The organism is Pseudoalteromonas luteoviolacea NCIMB 1942, from assembly GCF_001625595.1.
GTDB classification, from domain to species: domain Bacteria; phylum Pseudomonadota; class Gammaproteobacteria; order Enterobacterales; family Alteromonadaceae; genus Pseudoalteromonas; species Pseudoalteromonas luteoviolacea_A.
This window is the reverse complement of record NZ_AUXT01000047.1, coordinates 1-13592: the sequence shown is the minus strand read 5'-3', so window position 1 is coordinate 13592 and position 13592 is coordinate 1. Positions and strand designations below refer to the sequence as shown.

The following is a 13592-nucleotide window of genomic DNA, read 5'->3' as shown; positions in this document are numbered from 1 at the left end:
GTATTAACGGTTGCCGTATCTGCTTTAAGCTCTAATGCACTGTCAAATGTCGCTTTCTCAACTTTTTTAGCTAGTAGTCCAGTAACAGTAATGCTATCGGCTTTTGCAGCTAGGTTAGTGTTCAGGTCAGCTTGTGTCACATAAACTGTGAAATCAGGCAAGTCAGCTTTTAGCACAAATTTAGATTCATCATAGCTCGCACCCTTAGCTAACATTTGCCACGGCTGTTGAACATTTCCTTGGGGATCTGTTGGTGGCACGCCCACTGTGGTTTGTGTTGCTATATATGCGCTGCCAAGATACGTTATGACATCACCTGACTTAAATTCTGTAACTAGATTATAGCCCTCAGATACAAACTGAATTCCACTCTCACCTTTTGCAACCAAGATATTCCATTGAGACGCAGTATCTTTTGGCGAACCATTTACAGACTCTCCTTCTACTGCTGCTGGAATTGCAACTTTTGCGATATATGCACTTCCTTCATGGGTAACAACGTCGTCAACTTTGTATGCTAGCATTGAAGACCATACACCAACTACTTCCAGCCCTTTGTCACCTTTTGCGCCAGGTTCGCCTTTAGCGCCATCTTTTCCATCAACGCCATCTTTACCGTTAATGCCATTGGCGCCGTCTTTTCCGTCCATACCATTGGTGCCGTCTTTTCCGTCCATACCATTGGTGCCGTCTTTTCCATCAATACCATTGGTGCCGTCTTTTCCGTCAATACCATTGGTGCCGTCTTTTCCATCCTTACCGTCAAGGCCGTCTTTTCCGGCTAAACCCGAGCCAACACCATTAAACAATAGTAACCAGCTGTTGTTAGTTTGTGATGGAGGCAAATTAAGTTCATCTCCCTCTACAACCGCTGCAATGGCTGCTCTTGCAATATAGGCGTTGTTTTCATGCACAACAACATCATCGATATTGTATGCTTCTTCAGAGCCCCAGTTTCCTTTGATTACTAGGCCACGGTCGCCTTTTTCACCTTTGGCACCGCCTTTACCGTTGATGCCATCTTTACCATTTAAACCGTCTTTACCATCAATACCATCTTTACCGTTTAAACCATCGATACCGTCTCGGCCATCTTTACCGTTTAAACCGTCTTTTCCGTCAATACCATCGCGACCATCAATACCGTCTTTTCCGTTTAGACCAACTTGTCCATTAATACCATCTTTACCAGGGGCACCATCTAAACCGTTAATACCATCTCGACCATCCTTGCCTGGTGCGCCATCTAAACCATCTTTACCGGCAAGGCCTGAACCAACACCGTTGAACAATAACAACCAGCTATCATTGGTATTTGAAGGCGGTAAATTAGGCTCATTGCCTTCTATAACAGCTGAAACGGTCATGCGTGCAACATAAGCGTTATTTTCAAAGACGACCACATCGTCTTGATTGTAGCCTTCCGTCGCGCTCCAGTTCCCTTTGATAATTAAGCCACGGTCACCCTTGTCGCCTTTATCGCCTTTCTCACCTTTATCGCCTTTTTCACCCTTCTCACCGGCATCGCCTTTGTCACCTTGGTCTCCCTTATCACCTTTCGCACCTTGCTGTCCTGGAGTGCCTTCTTTGCCATCTTTACCATCAGCACCGTCTAGACCATCACGACCCGGTTTTCCGTCAACACCATCTTTGCCATTAGAACCGTCTTTGCCATCCAGCCCATTTTTACCATCAACACCGTCTGTGCCATTGATGCCATCTTTACCATCGACACCGTCTGTACCATTGGTGCCATCTTTACCATCGACACCGTCTGTACCATTGGTGCCATCTTTACCGTCAACACCATCAGCCCCAGCAAGCCCTTGCTTTCCTTTTGCGACTAATAGTGTCCAAATATCTGAAGCAACGACAGGAGTGGTGTTACTTTGACCTTCTGCCGCTGCGCTGACTTCGCCAGTAGCAATATAAATGCTGCCTTCAAATGATACTACGTCATCGATTACATAGGCCGCAACTTCACTCCAAGCGCCGCGTACCTGCAAGCCTTTATCACCTTTATCACCTTGAGCTCCCGCCTCACCTTTTTCGCCTTGGCTGCCTTGATCTCCCTTATCACCTTTCGCGCCATCTTGACCATCAATACCGTCTTGGCCGTCTTGACCGTCTTGACCGTCTTGGCCAGGATCACCTTTCTCACCCTTAGCACCATCTTGACCATCAATACCATCTCGGCCATCAGCACCTCTCAAGCCAGTTGGAGATCCCAACCATTCACCATTTTCATTAATGATGATACCACCACCTACAGATACTTCGGTTGCTTCTACAGCCCCCTCTACTTTGCTAGCCACATCTGCATGATATGCACTAGGGACTGTATCTATACTCAAGCGGGGCGACATTTCTGAGTCGTCACCTACAGTTATACCTAGTTCGAGATCTTTATTCTTAAAAATTGTCGCATCAATGTCGTTACTTTCGCCCAAACGCACAGCGTAAGCACCATCAACTACTTCAATATCTCTAACTTCTTCCCACACGACTTGACCTTGTGAATACAACTTGAAGGTCATTGTGACCGTTTCATTCACGGCTTCTTGGGTATTAGAATTAGTTAACGTCCCCTGATGGTTCAACTGAGCCGCAATTGCAGGCATAGAAATAGCACTGGCGGCAGCGATAACTGCTGCGATCGCATTTTTAGTAAACATATATTCCCTTTTAATATTTATATTTTAATTAGTTTGCTTCGGCATTTGAGAGGCTAAAGTTCTCAGAGCTTGCTTTGTTATTGATCACTGTAACTGTGGCTGCTAGATCGTGTGCGCCAGATGTCGATTTTTGTAACCGGCTTCCGCCTAATTTTGACTTTTTGACCGAGTGAATGGCTTCCTTTTTATCTGGGTTAGGAGGGGTCGGCTTTGGATCTGGTTTGGTTACAGGAATTCTGTCAACGTCAGTATTTACTTTGTCGTCACTGCCCCCTCCACAACCAGATAGGCTGATACTAAAAGCGATGAGTAAAGTAGTGCTTAAGTAGGTATGTATTTTCATTGTTTTCCTTTGTTAATATCACGTTCATCAGTGAACTTTATCTGTCTTTAATCTGTAAAAGAAGCACTGCCCGTATTTGGCATATCGCTTCACTTAGCGGGCCAAATTCAACCCATTGACCCTTTCGTTATGTGGATATATCTCTAATACCCTTTTTTTGTAATATTCAGACTTATCATTCAACCCCAATTGAAGAGCGATTGAAGATGCATTAATTAGCATATCTACATTATATGGATAAATACTTAGTACATATTCCACACTATTTAGGGCTTCTTGTTGATCCCCCTCTTTATATAAATACAACTCCACAAGCCTCATTGCAGCAATATAATTATAAGGATTAATTTCAAGTGATTTTTCTACCTTTTGTGTATCACCGGATTTATAACCGGCTTTAGTTAAGTAACTAGATGTAGACTTAATAACAGTCACAAAACCTGTTAAAAAGATAAGAGAAAGACATACACCAGTCACCAATTTTTTTGATAATGAAAAAACACCATTACTTAACTCAGATCTTGAAACAACCACTGAAAACAAAATTAATGAGAAAAACAAACTTACTGGCGTCAAAAATACAGAGCTAAACATTGCGTGAAAAAATAATGAGAAGACAGCCATAAAAATCCAGGCATCTACAATCGCTCCTTTTAAAAAGTTCATTAAAGACTGAGCAAAAAACCAACCGAATAACACCAGAAACAGACTACCACCTAAAAAACCTGATTCACTATAAAACTTTAATATAATGTTATAAGGAGAAGGTAATATGCTGTAGTTTGAAACATAGGGTGATGATTCTGAAGTGCCCATTTTCGCGTACTTTTGATGAATATATTCAAAATTATTTACGCCTACTCCAGCTGGGTTTTGTACAATCATGTCTAGCGTATTTCTAAAGACTGTTTCCCTGCCTGAATTGAGCTCTTTTATTGACAATATTTGATGTTGCAATTTACTAAAACCATTACTTTCAGCAACGCTAAATGTAACAACAGCAACACCAAACACAGCGGTGATTGTAATGTACTTTAATGGGAGACGCTTTTTTTTGACCAGCAATACCAATAGAACTAATAGCTCCGCGCCAAGTAACCCCAAAATGGTTCCTCTAGTATTTGATTCAACTAAAAGGTTTATCAGCACAAGTAAACTTATGCCACCTAATACCATCTTAATAATGGAGTGTCGGCTTTTGTATATTGCTAATACAAGTATAGGGATCCATATATTTAAAACCTGACCTAAATAATTTACAAATCCAATTGGGGAAAAGTTAAGAAATCCATATGGTGTGTCCAACCAATATCTTTGATATATAACAGCAATACAAAAAATGAGTGAAGAGAAATAGATACATTCTAATAACAAGTTTAATATTTGTTCACTTGTTAGCAGGTTGATTAATGCGCATATTGATATAATAAACACTACAAATCTTAAAACAAAAAGTAGAGCCTCAAATTTATTTGGAGCCCAAACTATAGTAACAGACATACTTAATACTAAAAAAGCAATCAAAAAACCTATTACGCTCATCTTCAAGGTTCGAGAGTAATAAGTAAAAAATGATAATATTACGATAGAAAAAGTATCAAAAACGATCCACTTCGGTGTGTTGTATTGATAAAAAAATGCGTCAGTACTCACAACAACAATAAGGCATGAGAGAAAAATTGATAAAATCTTTAGAAAATAAGCATATGAAGATAAGTTATCTCTAAATGCTAAAGGCTCAGCATTGTATTGCATTAAATCCCTTTATACTTTTACACACCCATAAAAACAAAGGTTTTATACACTTATAAAATTCAAAAATCAATATAAAAACAAATGATATTAAAAGTTTCATTTTCTATAACTGCCAATCTACAAAAATAAAAAACCACTAGAGCTGATGGATTTGGAATTAATCATTTAATCAATGAACAGGAGTAACTGGCGTAAAGGATATTGACACAAACGCAACTAAAAAGTTAATAAAATGAATTTAAAGGGTAGCGAATTAGCCCGTATTGGTTAAAGCATACGGGCTAAACTGATAATTCTAGAACCTCAGGCTGAGTGATAATGAAAGCTCATTCACATTATTCTCACTTATATCAAAATGTTTATACTGTACGCCAACTTCAAAAGTATCATTTAACTGATAGCCCAACTCTGTACCAATGAACGCATTTGTTTCAGACGCTTCATAACTTTTTAAAAAACGGCCATCTCTGGTGCTATCAATGCGATACTCCCAGTCAAAAGCACCAAGAAAAACTTCGCCAGTAAAACTTTGCCAGTTGAATACATCGTAATTTATTTGCAGCGTAAAACCTTCAGGTAACACAGGCGATACACGAGACAACTGTTCATGTACTTCATCCGGCGTTAGAGTTTCACCAGAAAAGTCGACACTGCCCTGTCCTAGGTCAACATATCCGATACCAACGTGCCAATTGGGCAGTAACTCATAATAGCCACTTACAGACCACGATGAGCTGCTATCATCGATTGTTCCTAACTGCAACCCGCTGTTATTTGATATTCGCTCCTGAGCTTGAGCTTCTCCTGTTGTACCCTTCACTGTCCATGATTCAGCATAAGCAAAATGAGGCAGTAAACAGGCCATCGAGGCCAATGTGAAGCTTGGCAATAAGGCTTTTCTTCTACGTAAAATGAGTGCTGAAAGCATCACGATTAGAGTTCCTCCTAAACTTCCTGAAGATTTATTTTCAATGCTAACTGCTTTGTATGCAGTTACGGTGACACGGACCACCCCTTGCGATACCCCGCCTTTAGAATCCATTATGGTGTAAGTGATAATGTCAACCCCTTCAAATCCTTGCTTAGCGGCATAATTTATAGTGCTATCTGCATTAATTTCCACAGTCCCATGCTGAGCAGACGTTTCAATTAGCGAGATTACATCACCTTCAGCGTCAAAGTCGTTAGCGAGTACATCCAATGTAATACTCGCTTTGTCGTTGGTTGATGCTTCATCAAGTTTTGCTGTAGGCGGTGTATTCACCGCCAAGTTAATCATTACCGTACTATTCGCTGTTCCACCTTGACCATCAGTAATACTATATTGAATTGTTGCAATACCTACGAAGGTGGTGGGCGGTGTATACGTTAGTGTATTGTCTTCTACCGTAACAGCACCAAAATCTACGCTGGCACTGGTGATTACTAATGGGTCATCATCTGCATCTGAATCATTCGCCAACACATCAATCACTATTGACTGACCAGCGCCAATGGTCAATTCGTCAGCTTGTGCAACAGGCAATAAATTATCAGTCTTGACAACCGCAACCCCGCCAGGGTCTATAATGCTGCCATTTGCAATGCCATCGTCATCATTTGGTCCACCATCAACAATTTGTAACTTGACGCACCAATCTCCCTCTTGAAGGCCTTCTTGCCATATGTCACTGCCTGGTGGAGCACAATAGCCAGGTTCTCCAAGTGATGAATAAATCTTGTTGTTGTCGTCGATAGCAAAATTAAGCCACTGGCCATTTTTCAGTTTTCTATATACCGCATTGATGGGTATGGGTTTACGTTGTGGTATTACAATGCTGTATGTGTCACCAGCTTGGGGTAAGCCCGTCGCAATAAAGTCAAATAGACCGCCAATATTTATGACGCTCTCATCTGCTTCCAATTCTTCAGGTAGCAGCTGCACACCTCCGGTGCTGTTTTGCGCGATGGTTACACCTTTGCGAATACAGACACCAGGTTCACCTTCGATCAAAAATTGATTAGCCTCCAGCACCTGTTCTTGCATAACATTACAATCGGAAATTGCATCCTGAAAGTCTGGAATACCATCATTATCTGAATCACTGTGCCCTTCTTCATTATCAGGGATCAAATCCCCATCCGTATCTTGATTGGTCAACACAGCCAGTGAAGGCACCACTTCCAAATAAATTTGTGCAGTAGCGGATAAACTGGGCTGTCCATTATCAGACCCCGTAACCTCAATGCCATAGACTCCTGTGGGAAGAGATTGTGGAGAAAATACAAACTCGTTGTCTACGGTGCTCAGGTTTTGCAGCGCGGGATCTAACCCTATCCATTCTAATGAAATGGTGTCGCCAACATTTGCGTCGCTGGCAGATGCTTGAACGGTAACCAGCTGATCACTTGCAGTAACAATCGTCCGCTGCTCGTTGTTTTGTGTCGCTACTAATATAAGCTCGGGAGCAACATTATCTTCTACAATGGTGATTTGAGTTGAGAACTTAGCCCCACGATTCAATGTATCTTCTAGAGTCACGACTATTGTTTCATTTCCCTCAACAATGCCATCACCCAATACTTCAAATGAAATCACCCCTTCTGTACCAGAGGTAATTTGGATTGTCCCGTCCGAAAGTGTGTGATCTGCAGAAGACGCGCTACCCGAAACCGTATACGGAACTTGAACGGGATATTGTGGCGACTCTCCATTGAGATACACGCCTAGACTAAAGCTTTGGCCCTCTGAAAGTTGTACATCTTTCTCTAGAGAAACTAATGGGTTAACAAGTACATTCTGCGTAGCAAATGCACTTAGGCCATTGTTATCTGTTGCACGCCATGTGGCTAGGTGACGCCCCGGCGAGAACTGAGTATTATTATCCACCAACGACACGCCAATCACATTGCCATTGCTGTCTGTCGCGATAGCGTTGCCCAATTCTACTTTCGTGTAAAGTGCTCTGGCATTAACTGTCACATCTGATGGTGTCGTAATTGTAGGCGGCACCCCAACACTGTCGTTTCTATTTATTGTCAGTTCAGCGGTTGCTCGGCTAATTGCGCCAGCAGCATCTTTAACAATATATTCGATTATTACCACACCATTAAAAGTATCTTCGGGTGTGTAAACGAGTAATTGCCCTTGCACCTCAACACTGCCCACTGAAGGCATTGCGCTCAATATCGTTAACGCGTCCCCCTCATCAGCATCTGTGTCATTGCTCAGCACAGCCAGTCTATAAGTACCAGTTTCTGCATCAAATGTTTCTTCTGAATACTGATCATCCGTCGCGATAGGGGCATCATTTATATTCTCAATTGTCATCGTCACCATTGCGGTGTTGGATAAAGCGCCAGAGGTGTCTCTGAAAGCGTAGCTAAATGTATCATTGCCCACTTCATTCGTATTGGCCGTATAGACAATACGGCCTAAAGAATCTATCACCACTTGGCCTTTCTCAGGGTTAGAAACAACAAATACCGTCTCATTGTCTATTTCGTTATTTCCATCCACATCAGCATCGTTGCCCAGCACATTGACTGCAAATGAACCTTCTTCTTCTAGTGCTGCGATATCATCATTGGCAATGGGGGCATCATTTACAGGCTCTACGTTTAACGTGACCGTGGCAGGCAAAGAGCTCAATCCCTCACTATCAGTTAATACATAAGTAAATGTAAATAAGCCATTTTGATCCTGTCGTGGGTCTATTTGTAAACGTCCATCGGTCAAAATAGCCACTGTTGCAAAGTCAAAGTTGCCACCATTTTGCAGCGTAATGTTTGCGCCATTGAATCCGCTGTCTTCAACGTCTGAGTCATTGCCTAAAACGGTAGCAACAATTTGCGTATCTTCTGCGGTAAAGACAGAGTCATCTGTTGCCACTGGTGCATCATTCACTTTGCCAATGGTAATTAAGACCTTTGCTGGTTCAGAGTCAGCGCCTGAACTATCTGCAATCGTATATGTGAAGCTATCGCTGCCCTGCTCATTTTCACTTGGCATATAGTTAATCACGCCCAATTCGCTATCAGCCTCAACGCTACCTCGCTGCGGCTGACTACTCACCGCAATATTACCTGTGGGAATACCATCTTCAACGTCTGTTGCAAAAGCCCTTACATTAATTGCGGTAGCGACTGAGTCCTCTTCAATATTAGCGGTTAGGGCTTGTACCACAGGCACATCATTTACGGGCGATATTACGATTGATACCGTCGCTTTCTCCGAGTTATTTGAGTCTTGATCGGCTACGATGTACGTAAAGGTATCATCACCATTGATATCTTGATTAGGGGAATAAATCGCAACCCCATTGCTAACAGAAACTGAGCCAAAGCTTGGGGCATCAATAATGACGGCAGAAGATGCCACCATATCGCCCTCAGGATCTGAGTCATTTTCAAGTAAGTTGATGGTTACCTCTGTGTCCTCACTTGTTTGCGCACTGTCGTTCACGGCAATGGGGGCTTCAGAAACTGGCGTGATATTGATGCTCGCAGTGTAAGTTTCTGAGAGTGAGCCTGAAGTGTCTTTTATACGATAGGTAAAGCTGTCATTTTGGGTCTCAGAGTTATCATGTGTGTATGAGAAACTGCCGTCATCGTTAACATTGAGTGTACCGAATGATGGTTGACTAAAGTCAGCCATGGATAATACGTCGCCGCTGTCTAAGTCATCGTCGGATACGAAATTCGGGTTTAGTAATCCAGCCGAGGCGTCCTGTGTTAAATTGCCTCCTTCGCTTATCTCAAAGCTGCGATTACTGCCCACTGGAACATCATTGGTATTAATTACCTCGATATTAAACGTGTCGAGCTGAACTGAAGATTGTCCGTCAGACGTAGAAATGACAATATCATTGTGTGCCCCTACATGGCTGTCATTAGGCGTGCCTGTTAGCGCCCCAGTTGAAGTATTAAAAAGGGCCCAAGTTGGCTGGTTCTGTATACTAAACGTCAAGGTGTCGCCGTCTACATCCGTCGACGAAGGTATAAAACTATAGCTGCTGTCTTCGTCCACACTTGATGCAGGCGTACCGCCTATCGCTGGTGCATCGTTGACGTTGTTAACGGTGATACTAAAGGCACTGAGTGGCGCACTTTGCTGGCCATCAGATACCGTAATCTCAATATTACTATATGTTCCAACATGCGAGTTATCGGGAATACCAAACAATCTACCCGTAGCACTGTCAAACTGCGCCCAGTTAGGCATATTGACAACGTTAAAAGTTAATCCATCCCCATCTATATCGGATGCTGTTGGCGTGAAGGAATATAGGCTATCTTCGTCGACAGTAGAAGGCGGGGTACCTGAAATGACCGGCACATCGTTTGTGTTAGAAACGGTGATAGAGAAGGCCGTAAGTGAAGCTGATTGTGTACCGTCAGATACACTGATTACGATGTTCTCAAATTGCCCTACATCAGCGTTTGTCGGCACACCGGTTAATTCCCCTGTATTAGCGTTGAGCGTCGCCCAACTCGGTTTGTTTGCTATGCTGAAAGTCAGTGTATCACCGTCTCTATCTTCAAACGCGGGCACAAACCTATAGATGCTGTCTTCATTCACTTGCACATTGGGCACGCCAGAAATCGTAGGAGCATCATTTACATTAGCAACAACAATATTCACTGTTTCAATATCTGAGTCAACCTGCCCATCATTCACTTTAAAGGTAAAACTATCTGCACCAAAAAAGTCAACGTTAGAGATATAAGTAACATTATTTCCGTTTTGGGTATAAGTACCGTTACTTGGCTCACTTACAATCGAGTAAGTTAAATTGTCGTTGTCTAAATCTTCCCCTAATAACGTAATTATTAACGGAGCCTCTTCATCAACATTGACCGATTGCCCGGAAACGGTTGGCTTGTCGTTAACGGCATTAACCGACAAGTTGACGGTGCCTGATTGCGAGTCTAGCGCTCCATCATTGGCGACAAAAGTAAATGCATCACTGCCATTAAAGTGCTCAGTTGGTGTATACAGCCAACTGGTGCCAGACTGAGCGACAATCGTACCATTTGATACAGTGGAGACAATGCGGTAGCTCAACGTATCTGACTCTTGATCTATTGCAGATAATGTGACTAATAAACTACTATCTTCATTCAGTTCCAACTCTTGGTTTTGCGCAACAGGCGCGTCGTTTACCGGTGTGACCGTCATCGTAACAGTCGCTTTGTTGGAGGTTGCGCCTGACGAGTCTTGCACCGTGTAGGTAAAAGTATCATCACCAAAATAATGCTCATTTGGCGTATATACAATAGCTCCTTGAGCGTTCACAGTAGCCTGACCAAATTGTGGCTTATCAACGACTGTTACACTGGCTAGGTTGAAACTGTCATTGTCATCTACATCTGAATCGTTCCCTAACACGTTGACTTCAAAGGAGCCCTCTTCTTGCAGGGTCGCAGTGTTGTCATTAGCCACAGGCGCGTCATTGACAGGAGTTAAAGTAACCGTCACCGTCGCTGGGTCAGAGACAAGTCCCTCGCTATCCGTTAATGTATAGCTAAAAGAAAATACTCCGTTTTGATTTGCTTTTGGCGCAATACTGAGTTGTCCATCTGCGCCAATTGTGACTTTAGCTTTAGCATAATTACCAGCGCCATTTCCTTGATTTTCAAGCGTGATATTTGCGCCGTTAAACCCTTGATCTTCAACATCACTGTCGTTTACCAAAATCGTTACCGTCACGCCCACATCTTCATTTGTTATGATCGCGTCGTCAGCAGCAGTGGGTTTATCGTTCACGGCACCAATGTTCACAAACACGGTCATTGGTGCCGAAACGCCGCCCTGACTGTCTTTGATGGTATAGGTGAAGCTATCACTGCCGCTCTGGTTGGCTGCCGGTTTATAAATAAATGTGCCAAGCTGCTGGTTTATTTCAACCGCCCCTTTAGAAGGTTGAGTCACAAGTGCCAAATCACCGGTTGGAATGCCATCTTCAACATCGCTCGTTTGAGCCCGCACTTGTAATGCTTCTGAATCAGTATCCTCTGACGTATTGATCACAAATTCTTTGGCTACCGGCAAATCATTTTCAGCGTTGATAGTCACTGAGACAGTGGCGGTGTTAGACGTATTTTGCTGTGCATCCTTAACTGTATAAGTGAAAGAATCTGCCCCAACAGCATTATCATTAGGCGTATATGTAGCTACGCCATTTAGAATGGTAACGCTACCCTTCGTCGGTTGACCGACAATTACAGCAGATGATGCGACCATATCTTGTTCAGGATCGCTATCATTTGCCAATAGATTAATGTTGCCTACTGTATCTTCTGTAGCGGTCAAAATATCATTGTTGGCCGTAGGTGCATCTGCAACAGCAGTGATGGTCAGAGTTACTGTATAAGTCGCAGATGTCTCGTTAGACGCATCTTTGACTCGATACGTAAATTGATCACTATGGTTTTCACTGCCATCATGTTGATAGGAGAAACTACCATCTTGATTTAATGTTAGCGCCCCATAAGATGGGGTCGAAACTTGCTCAACTGTTAAGTTATCACCATTATCCAGATCTGGATCTGTCGCGGTACTTAATAACCCTGCGGCAGCACTCACAGTGAGTAAACCGGCTTCAACTGTAGTGAACGTAAATGCAGTGCCACTAGGCGCGTCATTGACATTTGTGACTTCAATATTAAAGCTCGCTAACGACGCAGAATCAGTACCGTCACTGACCGATATTTGAATGCCATTATAGTGACCAACATCCGCATCCGCCGGAGTACCTGAGAATAACCCCGAACTCTGATTGAACGATGCCCAGCTTGGCAGGTTGGTTATGCTATATGTGTGTGTATCTTGATCATCAGAATCGACCAGAGTCGGTGTAAAGCTATATGCTTGGTCTTGGGCAACACTCGTTGCTGGCTGCCCACTGAGAACTGGGGCAACGTTATACTTTTTAGTCACTGTATCCGAAATCGCATCACTGCGATTTCCACCAGTATCAATAATGATTACTGAGAGTGTCAGTGTACCTTCAGCCAGGTTACTTATATTTACCCCAGTTACCTGAGATGAAACTGCTGAAATATTACCATTACCAGTCACCGACTGGTTGTTTGCATCCGTAATGCTGTACTCAAACGTACCTGTGCCTTCCAAACCCGTTAATGAGAAGCTAATTGCCGATTCATTGTCGCGGTTGATTAAGGTTTGATCTATGCTCACCGCTTGCCCACTCGGAGCTTTTGTATCCACATTCAAAGTTAATTGATTTGCCGCAGTATTCGGGTTGCCCGCGCTATCCGTAAACTTCGCTGCTTTTATATCAAGTGTTGCTGCGGATTCTGAGTTCTCAGTCGGCGTAAACAGTACAGTATATTGCGTATTCGAGGTTGCTGAAAAATCACTCAGGCTGCCACCTGTCACGCTAATATCATCAACCGCAAAGTCATTACTCCCTTCACTGAGCACGATACTAATGGTCGCTGTTTCACCAGCTTTTAGGTTGGTATCTGTAGCCACGAACGAATTAACCGCTGGGCTAGCTGTATCTAATTCACTGTTAGTCGTTACCGCAGTTGCTGCATTACCTGCGCTATCCGTTAAAATCACTGACAGGGTCAAGGTGCCATCATTCAGGGCACTGAGATCTAAATTGGTAAGCTGCTGCCCTGCCGACGTCACAGTGCCATTACCCGTGACATTGGTGCCACCGTTACTGCTCGAAATGGTATAGCTGTATGTTGCCCCCACTTGCGCACTGCTGAAGGTAAAGGATGCCGTGCCTTTTTCAGTATTCGAGTATAAGGTGTCGCCAAACGATACGCTGTGACCGCTTGGCGCTTTGGTGTCCACCGTAATC

The 13592-nt window shown here is 43.1% G+C and carries 5 protein-coding genes; all 5 read right to left on the bottom strand.

The annotated features are described in order from the left end of the window. Positions 1–2675: collagen-like protein (locus N482_RS03975; RefSeq protein ID WP_196765300.1), on the bottom strand; the 2675-nt coding region annotated here is incomplete at its 3' end. A 28-nt stretch (positions 2676–2703) separates the two neighbouring features. Then, positions 2704–3018, bottom strand: coding sequence for a hypothetical protein (locus N482_RS03970; RefSeq protein ID WP_063375850.1), 315 nt, complete (start codon positions 3016–3018; stop codon positions 2704–2706). 93 nt (positions 3019–3111) lie between these two features. Then, a complete protein-coding gene (locus tag N482_RS03965) occupies positions 3112–4773 on the bottom strand; it encodes an O-antigen ligase family protein (RefSeq protein WP_063375849.1) in 1662 nt (553 codons plus the stop codon). Between the two features lie 295 nt (positions 4774–5068). Further along, a complete protein-coding gene (locus N482_RS03960) occupies positions 5069–13483 on the bottom strand; it encodes an Ig-like domain-containing protein (protein ID WP_231100785.1) in 8415 nt (2804 codons plus the stop codon). Continuing rightward, positions 13411–13592 (bottom strand): hypothetical protein (locus N482_RS25445; protein WP_231100784.1); only part of this gene is annotated, 182 nt, incomplete at its 5' end. The genes N482_RS03960 and N482_RS25445, both read right to left, overlap by 73 nt.

What these genes read in the sequence shown, in the direction of transcription:
- N482_RS03970 (WP_063375850.1), bottom strand. Translation starts at nt 3,018, where the DNA reads ATGAAAATACATACCTACTTAAGCACTACTTTACTCATCGCTTTTAGT.
- N482_RS03965 (WP_063375849.1), bottom strand. Translation starts at nt 4,773, where the DNA reads ATGCAATACAATGCTGAGCCTTTAGCATTTAGAGATAACTTATCTTCA.